Source organism: Microbacterium sp. CCNWLW41 (assembly GCF_037083505.1).
The window spans coordinates 1-16,978 of record NZ_JBAOJP010000001.1; the positions used below are offsets into that span (position 1 = coordinate 1).

At 74.6% G+C, this 16,978-nt stretch carries 11 protein-coding genes; 1 reads left to right on the forward strand and 10 read right to left on the reverse strand.

Translation table 11 applies throughout. The features are described 5' to 3' along the window. From V6R91_RS00005 to V6R91_RS00045, 9 genes are all read right to left on the reverse strand, one after another. Window positions 1–977 (reverse strand): DUF5684 domain-containing protein (locus V6R91_RS00005; protein ID WP_336393544.1); only part of this gene is annotated, 977 nt, incomplete at its 3' end. Further along, on the reverse strand, window positions 974–3,541 hold the full coding sequence (locus tag V6R91_RS00010; RefSeq protein WP_336393545.1) for a transglutaminaseTgpA domain-containing protein: 2,568 nt from the start codon (window positions 3,539–3,541) through the stop codon (window positions 974–976). The genes V6R91_RS00010 and V6R91_RS00005, both read right to left, overlap by 4 nt. Continuing rightward, window positions 3,538–4,950 (reverse strand): DUF58 domain-containing protein, encoded by a 1,413-nt coding sequence (locus V6R91_RS00015; RefSeq protein WP_336393546.1) that lies wholly within the window; start codon window positions 4,948–4,950, stop codon window positions 3,538–3,540. The genes V6R91_RS00010 and V6R91_RS00015 overlap by 4 nt, the downstream gene beginning before the upstream one ends. Further along, window positions 4,947–5,912 carry an AAA family ATPase gene (locus V6R91_RS00020; protein ID WP_336393547.1) on the reverse strand — a complete coding sequence of 322 codons (966 nt, stop codon included), beginning with the start codon at window positions 5,910–5,912 and terminating at the stop codon, window positions 4,947–4,949. Before V6R91_RS00020 ends, V6R91_RS00015 begins: the two co-directional genes overlap by 4 nt. A 57-nt stretch (window positions 5,913–5,969) precedes the next feature. Then, window positions 5,970–11,930: an Ig-like domain-containing protein gene (locus tag V6R91_RS00025; RefSeq protein ID WP_336393548.1), complete on the reverse strand. Its 5,961-nt coding sequence runs from the start codon at window positions 11,928–11,930 to the stop codon at window positions 5,970–5,972. Further along, entirely contained in the window at window positions 11,930–13,069 is a 1,140-nt protein-coding gene (locus V6R91_RS00030; RefSeq protein ID WP_336393549.1) for a serine/threonine-protein kinase, read from the reverse strand. Before V6R91_RS00030 ends, V6R91_RS00025 begins: the two co-directional genes overlap by 1 nt. A 157-nt stretch (window positions 13,070–13,226) precedes the next feature. Further along, window positions 13,227–13,895 (reverse strand): spermidine/putrescine ABC transporter substrate-binding protein, encoded by a 669-nt coding sequence (locus V6R91_RS00035; protein ID WP_336393550.1) that lies wholly within the window; start codon window positions 13,893–13,895, stop codon window positions 13,227–13,229. Window positions 13,896–13,964: 69 nt separating this feature from the next. Further along, the gene (locus V6R91_RS00040) at window positions 13,965–14,465 is read right to left on the reverse strand and encodes a hypothetical protein (protein WP_336393551.1); all 501 of its coding nucleotides are present in this window, start codon (window positions 14,463–14,465) and stop codon (window positions 13,965–13,967) included. Window positions 14,466–14,535: 70 nt separating this feature from the next. After that, on the reverse strand, window positions 14,536–15,537 hold the full coding sequence (locus V6R91_RS00045) for an ABC transporter (RefSeq protein WP_336393552.1): 1,002 nt from the start codon (window positions 15,535–15,537) through the stop codon (window positions 14,536–14,538). Between the two features lie 166 nt (window positions 15,538–15,703). Between V6R91_RS00045 and V6R91_RS00050 the strand changes: the two genes are divergently transcribed. Continuing rightward, entirely contained in the window at window positions 15,704–16,297 is a 594-nt protein-coding gene (locus tag V6R91_RS00050; protein WP_336393553.1) for a hypothetical protein, read from the forward strand. A 6-nt stretch (window positions 16,298–16,303) separates the two neighbouring features. On the opposite strand, the gene V6R91_RS00055 is transcribed toward V6R91_RS00050, so the two are convergent. After that, window positions 16,304–16,915 (reverse strand): hypothetical protein, encoded by a 612-nt coding sequence (locus tag V6R91_RS00055; RefSeq protein ID WP_336393554.1) that lies wholly within the window; start codon window positions 16,913–16,915, stop codon window positions 16,304–16,306. Window positions 16,916–16,978: the final 63 nt, after the last annotated feature.

Sequence of the window (16,978 nt, forward strand, 5' to 3'; positions counted from 1 at the left end):
GCGTCGGCGTCCGGCTCCGCCGGCGGCAGCGCCGGCCCGGCCGGAGTCGCCGGAGCGGGCGCGGCGGGCGCCTCGGCCGCCGGGACGGCCGGGACGGCGGAGATCGGGGCGGGCGCGCCGGGGAACGCCCCGGTCACCTCGTCGCCGTGATCGGTCGAGTCCAGTGCGAAGCCCTGCCACGGATCGGCGTCGTCCGCGCGACCGGCGGGGGCCGGCGTGGTGGCGACGGGACGCCCCGGCAGGGGCGGCGGCGCCCATCCACCGGCGGGCGGAGCGACGTCCGCGCGCGGCGCGGGTCCGTCCTCGGCACGGCCGGAACCGGACCGGGCGACCGGCGACGCGTCCGCCGCCGAGCTGGGGGCGACGCGTTCGACGGACGGCGAGGCCCCGGCGGACGGCCAGTCCGCGGCGGGAGACGACGCCGCAGCGGGCGACGGAGTCGCGACGGGAGCCGGCGGCGGCGCGAAGGCGGACGCGGCGGCCGGTGCGGGCGGTGCCGGCGGGAACGCACCCGTGTCGGCGTGCGGGGTGGTGGAGGCGAACGGCGGCAGCGGCGGGAGACCGGCGTCGGAGGAGCGGCGCACCCCGGAGCCGCTCTGCTCCCAGCCCACCCAGCGCGCGCTCCCCCAGCCCACGACGGAGGCCCACACCGGGAAGGCGAGGATGGCCAGCACCGTCATCCCCGCACCGAAGCCGAACGCGACGCTGAGGCGGTAGACGGCCAGCGCGAACACCACCAGCAGCGGGATCCAGCCGAGGAAGGGGATGAGGGCGAGGAGCAGGAGCCAGGGCGAGAGGCCGGCGAGGCGCAGCAGCACCACGAGGTTGAGCACGGGGACCCACGCCTGCCACGGCTCGACGCCGGACTTGCGGAACACCGCCGAGAGCGCGAGGGCCGTCCAGACGTAGAGGCCGGCGAACAGCAGCAGGCTGGTCAGCGATCCGAAGAGCGCTCCAGTGGCATCGGTGGCGTTCATGGCGTGGGACGCACGGGCTCGGCCCGGCGTCTCCCCCTTTCGGCGAATCTCGTGCCGACGCGCTTCTCGGGCGCCAGCGGGCGGACCAACGATCTCAACGATACGGTCGCGCGGACCCCTCGCCAGAAGCCCCTTGCGCGACGCAGAGCGCGCCGCTCCGCGTCTACAGCATCCCAGTAGCGGCGGGCTTCCTCGTCCGATACGGCGGCGTGGGAGAAGACCGCGCGATCGGCGTCGCGCGCCAGGGCGATCCCGGCAGGCGTGTCGAAGGCGACGGCCAGCTCCGTGCGGGTGCCCGCGCGGGGCAGCGGGCGGCCACTGTCCAGCGCCGCGTCGACGTACTCGTCCCAGCCGCCCGCGACGCGCGACGCCGGGCTCCGAGCCCGTCGGCGGCCGCGGCGGCGCGCCGCCTTCGCCCCCAGCACCACGAGGAACGGGCCGAGGACCAGCGCCGCCACGAGCAGCGCGATGCCGGCCGTCCGCAGCGCCGGCCACAGCCACGCGAGGTCCAGGCCCGCTCCCTCGTCGGTCGATCGATCGTGGACCGTGTCCTCCTGCGCGGGATCGGGCGGCACGACCTCCTCGACAGTCTCCGGTCGCACCTCCGTCACGTTCTCCGGGTCGCGCTGCTCGGTGACCTCGAGGCTCGGCGACTGCGCGAACTGCGGCGTGACGTCGACCGGCACCCACTCGCCGTCGGCGGACTGCACCTCGACCCAGGCCGAGAGGTCCCGGGCACGGCACGCGCCGTCGTCGCACGTCGCGAGACCGGGCTCGGCCGACGACAGGCGGGCGCCCAGCACGACGCGCGACGGGAAGCCCAGCTCGCGGGCGATGAGGGCCGTCGCGACCGCGAACTGCTCGTCGTCCCCGATCGCCGCGACGTAGTTCCCGGATGCCGCTGCGCGCGGGTCGCTCTCGCGCTCGAGCAGCCGGGCGAACATCGTCTCGATCCGGGCCAGCGAGTGCCCCGATGCGCTCGGCTGGAACCGGTAGTCGGGGAGCGCCCGGGCCCAGGCCGGCGTCGCCTCGTCCTGCGTGAGTCCGTGGCTCAGGTAGCCGCGCTCGCGCAGCAGCGCCACCAGGCCCGCGAGGGCCTCGCCATCCGCGCCGGTCGCGTGCTCGCCGATCCACGCCCGCAGGCTCTCGGGCGCGGCGACCCCGCCGGGGCTGCCCGGCGCCTCGAGTCCGGCGAGATCGTCCGTCGCGGGCTGGACGCCGCGGACGACGTAGCGATCGCCGCCTCGGAGGCCGCCGCCGGCGGTCTGCACACCGGCCGACGCCGACACGTTGTAGTAGAAGCCGTCGGCCAGGGATGCCGCCCTCTCGCCGGCGAACTCGACGGCGGACAGCCGGCCGAGCGTCGGCATCCAGATGCCGTCCCAGTCGTCGATGCGGATGCGGGCGACGACGGGCGAGCCGTCCCCGGCGTCCAGCGACGACGGCACGCGCACGAAGCGACCGGCCTCGACGGCGCCCTCGCCGCCGGAGCGGAAGACCTCGCCGTCATACGCGTCGAGGGTCGCGATGCGCAGCCGCTCGGGCAGGGCGCCCGAGACCGGCTCGACGGTGAAGAGCACGTCGTCGGCCCGGTCGTCGGCGTACAGGGCGCGGTACTCCGACAGCGGGCTGACCTCGGCCGAGACGTCGATGTCGGGGCCGACCGCCGAGCGCAGGACCTCGCGCTCCGCCCCGCGGGCGGCGAACGGCACCACGACGACGGCGATGACGAGAGCCCCCGCGACCATCGACGCGCCGAGCGCCGTGCGCCGGCGGTCCGCCGCCGAGGGACGACGCGAGATGCGGACGCCGCTGGATGCCGCGGCGCGCTGCAGCGCGCGCACGCGCTCGTCGTGGGTGCGCCAGGCCAGCCACAGCAGGCAGGTCGTGAGGCCCGCGACGCCGACCGCGGTCTCGAGCGGTGCGTGGAGGACGACCGGGCCGAGGACGAGGGGCGCGCTCACGGTGGTGCGTCCGAAGAACAGGCCGAACGTCACCATGCCGAGGGCGACGGGCACCGCCGCGTAGGCGACGCGGTCCTCGCGCCAGGCGAGGAGGAGCACGACGCACGTCCCGATGAGGAACACCACCAGCGCCGGCACGAGGAGGTTGCGGTACGCGCCGACGGGCAGCTCGACCGTGAGCAGGTCCTTCCAGCCGAACAGCAGCCCGCTCGCGAGCTCGGCGAGCCCGCGCGCCAGCTCGCTCGGCCCGCCCAGACGCGACGGCACGGCGAGCGGGATCCCGAGCACCAGCACCGCCGCCGACAGCAGGGCCGCGATGATCCAGCCGCTCCAGCGCCGGGCGCGCGCCACGGCCGCGATCGCGCCGCCGGTGACGACGCCGGCGATGACGAGGACCACGAGCCCGCCGGAGCGGTAGATCGGCCAGGCCGCCACCGCGGCGATCGTCGCGATGAGCACCGTGAACACGACGCCGGCCGCGATGCGGGGCGCCCACCACGACCCGCGCAGCCCGAGGGCGCCCGCGTCGCCGCGGGGCGCGGCATCCGTCCCCTCCCGCGCCGGAGGCGCACCTCCCATCGCCGGCTCCCGGGCGCTCACGAGGCGGCTCCCCGCAGGAGGAGGCCGGACAGGTCGTCGAGGGTGCCGACGGTCAGCACGGTCATGCCCGAGAGCGGCTGCATGCGCGGATGCGAGCGCTCGTCGCAGATGACGCCGACGACGGCGGTGTCGGCGGGGAACGCGAGTGCCGCCTGCTGGAGACGCGACAGCGAGACGGCGGAGCCCACCACGACGAACGCGATCGAGAGGCGCTCCGTCGACTCCGCCGTCAGGCGGCAGACCTCGGCCACCGGCATCGTGCCATCCAGCAGCTCGACGCCGCTGAAGCCGTCGAGCATGGGGCGGGGCGCGGCGGCGGGGATCCGGGTGATCGCACGGAGGCGACCGCGCACGACGCGGGGGATCTCGGAGCCGGTCACGATCTGCACGTCGCGGGCGTCGTGCACGGCGCGCAGCCCGAGCGACGCGGCGCACGAGACGGCCAGCTCGAACTCGTCGGCGTCGGCGTACTCCGCCTCGGCCACGGCGAGCACGACGGCCATGCGCGATCGCCGGGACTCCTCGTACTGGCGCACCATCAGCCGGCCGGTCTTCGCCGTCGAGCGCCAGTGGATCTGACGGCGGGAGTCACCGGGCGCGTACTCGCGGATCGCGTGGAACGACATGTCGGCGTCGACGAGGCGCCGCGTCGGGCTGCCCTCGAGGTCGCGGATGAGTCCCGCGCTCGAGGACGGCAGCGAGGTCGTCCTCGGGTGCACGTAGACGTCGTGCACGTCGTGGAACGAGTGCTCGCGACGCAGCAGCCCGATCGGGTCGCTGCGCACGGTCGTCGCCGGACCCACCCGCACGATCCCGCGACGCAGGCCGGGGATGTCCAGCGGCTGATCGACGGCGTGCCCCGGACGCAGCAGCGGCACGCCGAACTCCACGAGACCGGCACCGACGGGGACGTCGATGCGGCCGGGGAGGGCGATGCGGTGGCCGTCGTTGCGGACGGCGATGCTGCCGTGCACCCCGGAGCCGGCGACGACCCGCTCGTGCGTCAGCGAGAGGTCGACGTCGTACGCGCGGGCGCCGAACAGGAACGGCACGGCCGCGAGGAGCAGGAGGAGGGATGCCGCCCCCGCGACCATGAACTCGACCCAGCCGAAGACGATGCCCAGCACCATCCCCGCTGTGGCGGCGACGGCCACGAGGACGCCCGCCGGCCGGATCGTGTCGCCCGCCCATTCCGCGGCGGCCCCGATCGCCGCACCGGCCGCGCGCCAGACCCGTGTCCCCCGCACCGCCAACCGCACGAAGGCGCGTCCGCGGCCCGACGGGGCCACGCTCGTCGCGGTCGCCGTGGCGGTCGTGAGTGTCCGGCCCGTCGTCCCCGTGGACTGGGCCGTGCGGGTGAGCCGCGCCGGGGCGGACCCCACCGCGTCTCGCTGCCGGGCGGTGCTCATACCGCTTCGCGCCTCGCGGGCGGTACGACATCCAGCAGCACCTGTCCGACCACGGTCTCGGGCGTGACGCCGTCGAACTCGGCCTCGGGGTGCAGGATCAGGCGGTGGGAGAGGACCGGCACGGCGAGCGTCTTGACGTCGTCGGGCGTCGCGTACACCCGTCCCTGCGAGGCGGCGCGCGTGCGTGCCGCGCGCGTGAGGGCGAGCGCGCCGCGGATGCTGACGCCCAGCCGCACCTCGTCGGCCGTGCGGGTGCCCTCCACGAGGCGCGCGATGTAGTCCAGCACGAGCGCGTCCACGTACACCTGGGCGGCGAGGTCGGCCATGCCGATGAGGGCCTGCGGCGTGATGATCGGGGTCAGGTCCGCCGTGGCGATCGCCGCGCCGTCGAGGATCCGCACCGTCGCGGCGTGGTCGGGGTAGCCGAGCGAAGTGCGCATCATGAAGCGGTCGAGCTGCGCCTCGGGCAGCCGGTACGTGCCCGCCTGCTCGACGGGGTTCTGCGTCGCGAGCACGAGGAAGGGCACGCCGACCTCGCGCGACACGCCGTCGATGGTCACCCGGCCCTCCTCCATGACCTCCAGCAGCGCGGACTGCGTCTTGGGGCTCGCGCGGTTGATCTCGTCGGCGAGGACGATGTTGGCGAAGATCGGGCCCGCGTGGAACTCGAACACGCCCTCCTTCTGGTCGTACACGCTGAGCCCCGTGATGTCGCTCGGGAGGAGGTCGGGGGTGAACTGGATGCGGGTGTTGGTTCCCTGCACCGACTGCGCCATGGCACGCGCGAGCGACGTCTTGCCCGTTCCCGGCACGTCCTCCAGCAGCACGTGCCCGTCGCTCAGCATCGCCGTCAGGACGAGCTCCACCACGTGGCGCTTGCCGAGCACGGCGCGCTCGACGTTGTCGGCGATCTGCCCGAACGTCTGCGCGAACCAGTCGGCCTGCTCCTGGGTGATGGTCATGTCGTGTCCTTCGTCGTGGGCCCGGGGATCGGGATGGGAGGGGCGGATGCCCGGGGGTCAGGGTGCCGGAGGGTTGCCGTTGTTCGGCTGGCACGAGCCGGAGAACGTCGTGCTGGCCGGTGCGAGGCCCCAGCCCTGGGCGTCCCACGCGGCGGTGACCGCGACGCCCTCGACGCTCGCGGCGCCGACGGGGACGTTCCACGTGCCGGCCTCATGGGCGAGCGGGCGGCCCTCGGCGTCGAAGTAGCGCAGACCCCCGTTGCCGAACGTGAACGCCGCCGACGACCCGTCCGGCGCGTTGGAGGACCGTCCGCTCGCGGTGAGGGGCGACCCCCCGACGCACGAGTCGACCTGCCACGTCGCCTGCACCTGGTACGGCGCGCTGCCCGCGCGCGGGCGCACTGTGGACCAGCCCGTCGCGGTGCCCCAGAACTCGTGGACGTAGCGCACCTGGATGACCGGATCGCGCCCGAAGACGCTCGTGCCCGGGCCCCAGCCCTGGAACTCTGCGCGGTTGCGGTTGGGGAGACGCTCGGTCGTCGTCGGCTCGTCGCGGATCACCCAGTCGGCCCGCTGCTCCGACACGTCCGGCCTGCCGTCGACGACGAACGTCCACCCCTCCGGCGCCCGGCCGGACTGGTGCGCCCGCACGGTCGCGGTCGCCTCTGCGCGCCCGAACGACGTGCCGTCCCACCACGATTCGACGCACATGCGGAAGGCGTACTCCTCGCCGTCGGCGAGGCCGGGGAACGTCGCCGTCTCGCCGTCCTCGAGCACGGTGCAGCGCCGGCCGTCCTGCACGATCCCGTAGCGCAGGCGCGATCCGTCGCCGTTCGCCGTCGCGGCGGCGCGGGCGGTCACGGTCGACGTGCCGTCCCCGTCGGACGCCGAGCTGAGTGTCAGCTGCGGCGAGAGCGGGCTGCCGATCCCGTTCGCCTGCACCGTCGCGGCCGCGCCGGACGCACTGCCTCCGAGACCGGGAGGCAGGTCGAAGCGGGAGTACGGCGTCACCGTCACCGGCGACGAGGTGTTGCTTCCCACCCGGTAGGAACGAACGTCGACCCGCGTCTGGTTGGGGCCGACCGGCACGCGGATGACCTCGCCGGCGGGGCTGGAGATCTCGAGGCTTCCGGTCTCGGCCGTGTCGATCCCCTCGATGGCGAGCGAGACGACGCCGCCGGTGCCGTCGCCCGTGACGACCGGGGCGGCGGTGACGCTCTCCGGCCGCAGCGGGGCGTCGTAGGCCCACGCGACGGTGCGCACGCTCCCGCGCGACTCGCCGACGGCGTTGACGGCCCTGGCCTCGTAGGTGCGCGGTTCGCCGTTCGGAGCGGAGATCGGCGGGCACACGCCGTCCGCCGAGCATCGCACGGCGTCCTGCCCGGCGGCACGGACCACGAAGCCCGACAGTCCGGGGTACGCCAGCCGCGCCTCACCGGGATCCACGCGGAGGGTCACCGTCTCGTCGGCATAGGCGGTCTGCACCAGGCTCGCCGGCGGCTTGGGGTACCCGAGCAGGTCCAGCATCACGCGGCCGTCCCGCTCCGAGTTCGTCACACGACCCTGCGCGTCGCGCACCGAGAAGGTCGCGGTGCACGTCGCCCCCGGGGCATCCGCCGTCCACGTCGCCGTGATGGACGTCGCCGACGCCACCTGGAAGCCCACGCCCGCGCACGCGCCGGTCGGCCGCACCGCGACGACCTCGAGCGGCGTGCGCGGCAGCGGGTTGACCTCGCCGCTCGCGCCGATCACCCCGATGGTGCACGAGCCGCCCGCGGCCTGCGAGCACTGCTGCACGACCGACCCACCCTGCGGGAGGGGGGACGGCGCGGCACCCACCCTCAGGATGAGGCGCGCGGGCGTCACCGAGGTGTGGCTGGTGATGGAGACGAGGACCGCCTCCTCCGAGCCCGGCAGGGCGCGATCGGCCCCCGTCACGGTGAGGACCGACCCCTCCTGCACGACGTCGAACGCGGTGCCGTCGTACTGGACGGCGTAGTCGATGCCGGCCCAGTCCTCGCGCAGCTGCCACGTGGTCATGTTGCGCAGGTCGAACGAAGCCGTCTCGCCCGGCCCCACCGCGATGGAACCCGGGCGCAGCTCGGGCTGCGGATCGCGCGGAACGACGGTGAGGGGCACCGAGATGAGCGTCCAGTCCTCGTCGCCCACGAGGCGCACCGGCACCTGGCAGGCGTCGACCCACGGCGCGCCCGCCCCGGCGTCGTAGCGCACGGCCGTGCCCGATTCGACGGCGCACCGGGCCTCGGGGCGTGCCCCGGAGGCCCGCACGTCGCCGCCGACCTCCACGGCCGTGCCCCGCGGGCGGGCCACCAGGTCGCCCATGTCGAACGTGGTCGTCTCCAGCTCCGCGACCTGGGGCGACGCGGCACCGGCGCGCAGCGTGAGCGCCACGTCGTCATCGCCCGGGACGCGGAGGAAGCCGTAGGTCACGACCTCGCCGGAGGTGCCCTGGCCGGTCACCGCGAAGGGGATCAGCCGCGTGGTCGCGGGCAGCTCGCCCCGCAGCCGGGAGCCGGTCACCGAGACGCCGCTCTGCACGCCCCACAGCGAGACCTCGAGATCGCCGACGTCGCCGCCCGACCACGTCACCTTGCCCTCGAGCACGTCGACACCGCGGCGGAAGTCGTCGCGGGTCTCGACGGTGAGGACGGTGTCGGCCACGATCGGATAGTCCGGCACGCTCTCGCGCACGACGCGGACCACGATGAGTCCTCGCCCGGTGTTGCCCGACGACGACTCGACGTCGTAGAGGAACGACATCGTCCCCGGATCGTCCCCGGCCTCGATCACGACCGTGGTGTCGTCGGCCTCTGCGATCCGCTGCTCCAGGCGGGCGAACTCGGGATTCTCGCTGCCGTCGATCAGCGTCGCGGGGACATCGGGACGGATGCCCGTCACCCGCAGCTCGCCCATCGTCGGGTCGACGTCGTTCGACAGCGGGCTGACCCGGATCGTGCTGCCCTCGCCCGCCTGCACCTGCACGTAGTCCGTGAAGGTCACCGGACTCGGGTTGGCCTCGCCGTCGAGGACGCCGACGCGCGCGGTGCCCTCGGCGGTGTCCCCGAACGCGTCGACCACGCGGTAGCGGAAGGAGACCTGACCGCTGTCGCCGGCCACGCTGGTGTACAGGATCGACGTCCCGTCCGCCGTGATGGTGGCCGCGCCCCGCTCGGGCTGCGTCACGATGCGGTCGAGGGTGACGACGTCGCCGTCGGGGTCGGCGCCGAAGCCGTCGAACTCGATGAGCGCGGACTGGCCGCTCAGCACGCGCCCCTCCAGCGTGTCGGCCGCCGGTGCGCGGTTCGCGTCGTCGTCGATCACCCGCACCCGCACGACGGCGGTGTCGGCGAGCGCAGGCGCGCCCGTCGTGAACACCGAGTACTCGACGGCGTACTCCCCCGGCTCGCCGGGGGCGAGGTAGCGCAGCAGGTCGCCCGAGCCGAAGGCCAGCGCGACGTCGGTGGAGGACCGGACCGACGCGGCGTTGAGGGTCGGCCGTCCCCCGGCCGGGGAGATGTCGTTGTCGAGCACGGGGATGTCGATCTGCGCGCCCGCGCGCACCACCACGGTGTCGTCGACGGCGATCGGTGCGAGCTCGGGCGCGGGTGGGAGCAGATACACCGTCGCCTCGCCCGTCACGCTCGACCCGGCGTCCTCCGTGCCGTCGCTCACCACGTACGAGACGGTGCCGAGCCGGCCCGCCGCGCCGTCCGCGGTGGTGCCCGCCACCCGGAGGTGGTTCTGCCCCACGGCGTCGACGGACAGCGTGGCTCCGGCATCCGCTCTGGCGACCACGTCGCTCAGCAGCAGCACGCGCCGCGTCGGGTTGGAGACCGCATCGAACACCTCGAGGGTCGCGTCCTGCTGGGGGTGCACGAACGCCACCACCGGCGAGGTCGCGAGCTCCGCCGGGGCGTCCGCGGGCAGCAGCGTGATGCGCACGGTGCCGGTCGCCTCGCTGGTGCCGTCGGTGACCGTGAAGTCGACGCGGAAGGTGCCAGGTGTGCGCGCGCTGAAGTCGAAGGACGTCGAGCCGCCGATGACGGTCGCCGTCGCGGCGGCGTCGTCGAGCACGCGGACGGAGTCCAGCGACAGCATCCCCGCCGTGCCGGTGACGTGGTCGGCGACATCGACGGTGATCGCCGAGGCGACCGTGTCGGTGACGGCGAACGACTGGGCGGCCAGCTCCGGCTGCGGCGACACGGTGATCGTCAGGGCCTTCACCGTGGTGCGGCCGCGGGTGTCGGCCACGGTCACGGCCAGCTCGATCAGCTGCTCGCCGCCGTCCCCGCTGTCGCTGTGCTGATAGACCACCTCGCCGCCCGGCGTCGCCGCCACGCTGCCGGGTCCCGTCGTGTTCTGGACCGACAGCAGGAGCAGCGGGTCGCCCTCCGGGTCGACCCAGCCGGGCAGGACGGGGACGGTCACGGTCCCGCCGCGGGCGACCTCCGGCCGGGGCCATTCGACGAGGCAGCGCTCGACGCCGCACCACTCGGGGGCGGAGTCGGCGTCCGGGCCCGCTGCCGTGACCGTGACGGTGGTGGGCTCCGACGTCAGTCCCCCCTCGGTCGTGCCGTCCGTGACGGCGTAGGTGAAGGTCGCCGACCCGGTCGCACCGGGCTGCACGCGCACCGCGAAGCGCTGGCGATCGTCGGTGACCGTCACCGCGCCGAACGCCGGGTCGAGCCCGCTCACCGACTCCGGATCGATCGTGAGCACGTCCTCGTTCGGGTCGTGGTCGTTCAGCAGGACCGGCAGCGACGCGAGGGTGCCGGCGCGGACGCCGAAGGCGTCGGGCTCCGCGATCGGCGGCTTCGGATCCAGCACGACCTGCAGCTGCTCCTCGCTCGGCACCGCCTCCGGATCGGTCCGGTCATCCAGGCTCCAGTCCTGGCTGGAGGCGATCAGCTCGCCGTCGGGCACCGACCACGCCCACCCCGACCGGGTGTCGTTGAGGATGACCGCGGAGCCGCTCGCCACGAAGACCGGCCGGATCTCGTCGCCGAGCTCGCGCTGCCCGTAGTCCAGCAGGATGTCCGCGCCGTCCGATCGCCACAGCCGTCCGCCGGCATCCCCCTGTCCGAGCCATGCGGCGTAGGTCACGCCGTCGTGGGTGACCGGCTGCGCGGGCGTCCCCAGCACGACGCCGTCGGAGCCGCCGACCTCCCGGGTCATCGCGGAACCGTCGGCCGGCACCCGCACCAGGGCGGTCTCGTCGGCCAGATGCACCGCCGAGCCGTCGGGATCCGGGGCGCCGACCACGACGGCGCCGGTGGTGGGGGCGGGAGCGGGTCCGTCCTGGCCGCGCAGCCACACATCGCCGTCCTCCGTGTCGATCACGGCCCACGTGTCGCCGGCCGCGGTGATGGCAGGATCCCCCAGCCCGTCGGCGTCGAGGCGCTCCCGCTCGCGGACGTCGCCGGCGCGCACGTCGTAGCGCATCACCGAGTCGTCGTCGGATGAGTAGGCGAAGAGCATTCCCCGCGCATCGACGGCGATGGCATCCGCGGTGTACTGCGGTGCGTCCTCGTCGCCCGAGCGGAACGGATCGACCTGCACCGCGGTCCCGCTCGAGAGCCGCCCCGCGTACACGGCGCCCGAGTCGGTCAGATAGGCGACGTAGTCGCCGGCGGTCACCGCCTCGGTCGTTCCCGGCGGCGTCTTCTGCGACGACCGCAGCGCCTCCGCGTCGAGATCGGCCGGCATGGCCGCGTCGATGCGGGTCAGCGTGCTGTAGCTGTCGCTGAACAGGTACGCGGCCTCCCCCGTCTGCACGACCTGGTCGGGGTTGCTGATGCTGCGGACCGTGTCCAGCTCGCCGACCGAGGTGTTCACGCGGGCGTAGCGGCGGCCGTCGCCGGTCTGCAGCGCCCACACCGCGGTGTCGACGTCCGGCGTCTCCTGCGCGTCCAGCCCGGGCCATGCCACGCTGACCCCGATCACCGTCGCCACGACCGCGCCGGTCGCCACCAGCCCGGCGATCGTCCCGCGTCGCATCACAGCACCCCTGCGGCCAGGAGCGCCACCACGACGGCGCCGGCGCCCACGGCGAGACCGGCGCCGATGCCCACGACCCACGGCAGCACGGCAGCGGTGCGGCCGCCGGCGGGCGCCGAGATGTCGGTGTCCTCGTCGCGGGCGAGCGACGTGAGCTCGACCCCGCCGCGGACCTTGCGGGTGACCTCGCGGTCGACGCGCGAACGGGCGGGACCCCGCAGGCCCGAGTCCGCGAAGTCGACGGGGACGGATGCCGGCGCCCACTCGGTGCCGGGCACCTCCAGCGGCGTCGGCGAGAGGCCGAGCCCCGCCTGCACGTCGCGCAGCGCCTCGCCGAAGGCGCGGGCCGACTCGTAGCGGCGACCCGGATCGCGACTCATCGCGCGGGCGAGGACGCTCTGCAGGGCGGGGGGCACGTCGGCGCGGGGGATCTCGACGTACGTGGCGCGCGCTATGCGGCGGCGGAGGAGCTCCTTGGTGTTCTGGCCGCGCTCGCGGCGCTCGAACGGGCTGTGCCCGGCCAGCAGCGAGTACACCGTCGCTCCCAGGCTCCACACCTCGCTGGCGACGGTGCCGCTGGTCTGCTCGGCGACGACCTCCGGCGCGCTCCACGGGATGGACATCGCCAGCACCTCGCCGCCGCTCCTGCGCTGCAGCGAGGCCGAGATGCCGAAGTCGGCCAGCACGGGGGTGCCGAACGTCGTGATGAGGATGTTGCTGGGCTTCACGTCGCGGTGGATGAGGCCCGCGCGGTGGGCGGATTCGAGGGCGCTGGCCATGCGCACCCCGATCGTCAGCACCTCCTCGACGGGGATCCGCTCGACGCGGTACCGCTGCGCCAGCGACCCCGGGCAGAACTCCATGACGATGTACGGCCGACCGTCGGCGGAGATGCTCGCCTGATACACGGTGACGATCGACGGATGCGCCGACAGATGCGCCAGGACGTCGGCCTCGGCGTTGAACATGCGCCGCAGCTCGGGGTCGCGCACGTCGCTGGGCAGCACCTTCACCGCGACGTTGCGGCGGGGCATGTCCTGCTCGTACAGGAAGACGTCGGCGAAGCCGCCCGAGCCGAGCGGCCGGATGTAGGCGAGGCCCGGGAGGATCGGAGGCGCCGAGGGGAGCCGTGTGGCCACCGCATCCCCCGTCCGCTCCTGTGCACGACCCGCGCCGCAGAGGCGGCAACAAACCTGGCCATGCTAACAAAACCACCTGCGCGCACCCGCGCTCCGCGCCCCGCCGTGTGGAGGGCATCCCCGCCGCCTGCGCCGCCCTTCGCGGAAGGGGGCGCCGTCAGTCCGGCCGGTGGCCGTCGCCCGGTTCGTGCGGGTCGAACGGCGCGTCGAGCGACTTCGTCAGATCGGCCAGCATGGCCTCGATCTGCGGCTCGACGAATTCGGCGATGGCCCCCTGGATCCGCAGCCGGTGATGCAGCAGGATCGTGCACACCTCGCGGCCGACCATGTTGGCGTAGTCGTCGGCCAGCCCCACCTCCTGACGGAGCGCCGCCTTGGCCTCCTCGCTCAGCGGCGGCAGCGCGGGCACGTCGGCGTCGGCCTCCTCGGCGAGCCCGGCGACGGTGAAGAGGAACGGGGCGCCCGGGAGGGGGTCGGGATCGAGCGGGAGACCCTCGAACTCGGGGTCGAGGCCCTCGGCGGGCCGGTAGCTGCGCGCGCGATTGCGCGCCGCCTGCTGGTCGAGCTCGGCCTGCAGCATCGGGAGGTTCAGCGCGGTGTACTCGGCGACGGCACGATCGACGATCGTCTTGATCCGGGTCGAGAGCCCGTGCTGCACGCCGTGCGGGACGTCGGCCCCGATCCCCGCCGCCGACAGCACGGGGGACCCGAAGCATCGGCGGCACGGGGCCGTCCGGCCGCGGTGGGTGGCCGGCTCCCAGCGCGGCAGCCACGCCAGCCAGGCGTCCACCGCCTGGCTGACCTGGGTCTCGAGGGACCGCTCCACCTGCACAACGCTAGTACCAGGCCCTCGCGCGCGCCCGGATCCCGCGCTGACGTCGCGGTTCGGGCGGCGTCATTCGTCGTACTCGTCCTCCCACGGCCATCGCGGCCGCCGTGCCCGGGTGCGGACGAGGGCGATGCCCGACCACGCGCACACGAAGGCCGACGCGGCGACCGCCAGGCCGAACCAGGAGGTCGCGAGGCGGCCCGCCACCCCGGTCGCGACGCCGAGGTCGGCGCCGGTGAAGAGGGCGCCGAGCCACACCCCGCCGATGTAGGCCAGGAAGCTCGCGGCCGTCGTCCAGGCGGCGCCCCAGAAGGACGGATGCCGCTCCTCGGCCCTGCCGATGGCCGCCCACAGCCCGCCGGCGAAGGCGAGGAGCGCGCACACGACGCCCGCGATCCCCGGCACCTGCCCGAGGCCCGGTGTCGCGATGACGGCCTCACCGGTGGCGAGGCTCGTCATGCCGAGCCCGAAGATGACCAGCGCGGCGAACGCCATGCTCGCGAAGGCGAGCGCGACCGGCGGCCGCACGGACCCGTGCGACTCCCCGCTCCCGCGGTCGGCGGTCATGCGGCCAGCCTACGTCGCCGCACGGATCGACGGTGCGCGGGCGGCGTGCCGGCCACCGGCAGGCCGGGTGCTACACGCGGACGAGCTGCGGACCGGCCTCGAGCGTGCGCTCGTACTCCCGCTGCGCCTCGATGTTGAGCTCGGTGACGCGCTTGCCCCGCGACGCCACCCAGGCGCCGAACCAGATGGTGAGCTCGCGGCCGATGACGAACGCGGCGATGGCGAGCGGCGCGAGCAGCTCCGCGCCGACCAGCTCGGCGCCCTCGCGGGCGGTGAGCTCCCAGAACGGCGCCTGGAACAGAGCCCCCAGGATGTGCCCGCCGTACGCGGCGATGCCCACGAAGATGCCGAAGATGACCCACGCGCCCCAGCGGCCGCGGTTGATGATCGCGCCGAGCAGCCAGAAAGCGATGAAGAACACCACGGTCGGAATCCACAGCGACCATGTGGCGAGCGCCTCCAGGGCGGCGGTCCCCACGTTCTGGATCGTGACGTCGCCGGTCACGGCACCGAAGCCGAGCCAGGCGGCGAGGTACAGGACGGCGAAGGCGAGCGCGGCGAGCAGCCCGATGGCGGCGGCGGCCGCGCGGTTTCCGCGCGGCCGCGGCGCCTCGGGCGCCTGCACGAAGATCGGCTGCGGGGCCGGCGCGGTCGCCCGCTCGTCGACGACGGGCTCGCTGGGCGTCACGACGGGCGCGGCCACAGCGGTCGGCGCCGAATCGGCGGCCGGCGCGGCGGTGTGGGAGCGGTAGTCCAGGGACGCCGCCTCCGGCGTGTCCCACGGGTCGGGCTCGGCGTCCTTCGGCGCGGCGGCGGTCGAGGCGGAGGCGGCCGGCGCGAGGCCGGCGTCCGTGGTCCGCTCGGACGAGGAGGCGAGGTCGTCGCCGCCCTCGGCGGCACGGGCGTCGGCGGAGGAGTCGGTGGCCGAGGCGTGCGCGGCGTCGTCCTCGACGACGGCGCCGCGGCCGGCGGCCTCGGCTTCGGCGAGGCCCTCGTTGGCGCGACCGACGACGTCGTCGACGCCGCGAGGCTCATCCACGGGCTCGCCGTAGGTCGACTTGGGGTCACTCATCGCAGGCACTCCTCACGCAGGGCTGATCCCCGCAGTGGCAGAGTAGCCCGGGGCGGCGCGCATCCCGGGGAGGCGTGCCGTGCGTGTGCGGCGATTGGGTCGCGGCACGGCCGGGGCCCGGCGCGGTGCGGGGGGACCGCGGGACGGATGCCCCTACCCTGGCACCATGGCACCCCGGGCGACACGCGCCGCCGCAGCGGCGGCATCCGTCGTCTGTCTCGCTGCACTCGTCGCCTGCGCACCGGATCCGGGACCCGCCGGCACGGGCGCCGCCGGCACCCCCACCGCCGCCGGCTCGCCCGCGGCGACCCCCACGCCGACCCCCACGTCGTCGGTCGCCGGGCGCGCCGAGATCCCCGACGACTGCCGGGCCATGCTGACGCCGGGCGTGCTGTCGCAGCTCGAGGGGGTGCCGCTCAACGACCCCGCGTTCGGGTCGTCCGGCCCGCAGCCCGGCGGCGGCCTGATCTGCGTGTGGCGCGACCCCGCCGCCGACACGACCGGCCTCATCACGACGATCACCTACATGTCGCGCGGCCCGGCGCTGGACATGCTCAACCAGCTCGTGGCCGAAGAGGGGTACGCCTGCTACACCCCGGTCGGCGGCACCCGATGCGAGAAGACCTGGCAGAACGAGACGTACCCGGTCACCGACGGGCGCACGCTGTTCTGGCGCGATGACATCCTCATCGACACCGTGTACTCGAATCTCGCGCCGAGCGGGTACACGGACGCCGTCGTGGCGAGCATCTTCCGCTGAGCCGGGTCATCCCCACACGGTGCGGTCCAGGCGCGGGCCGTAGTCCTCGGGGTGCCAGCGGGACGCGACGCTGACCAGCCACAGCCCGTCTCGGAGGGTGTGCTCCTCGAGGACGGCACCGTCCTCGCGGGTGCAGGTCAGCTGCTCTCCCGCGCGGCACGCGTAGCCGTCGCCCGAGAGCGCGGCCTCGGCGATCGACGAGGCCTCTGGGTCGATCTTCGCCAGCGTCGTGACGATCTCGCCGTCGTCGAATCGCCACGTGCAGGTCACGAGCACCTCGGGCGACGCCGCATCGGCGAATGCCGTCGCGGACGTGGCCGCCGGCGCAGCCGACTGGTCCAGGAGCGACCCGGGTCGCCACATGAGCTCGTTCCACAGGTCGTCGGCGTACAGCGTGCGGCAGTCGATCGCGGCCCCGCCCGCGGCCTCCTGAGCAGGGGTGAGCGCGGGGGTGGCCTGCGGCTGCGGGGACGTCGCGGCGCGCAGCGTGTCGCCCACCCAGGCGACCGCCACGGGGATCATCGGGAGCGACAGCCACACCAGCACGCCCAGCACCGCGGCGCACAGCAGTCCCACGGGCACCGCGATCCACGAGTTGCGACCACCGACGCGCGCCATGGACCCCACCTTTCGACTCCACGGTAAGCCGGGGACGCGGATGCCGCGGCGCGGCGCGCGAGG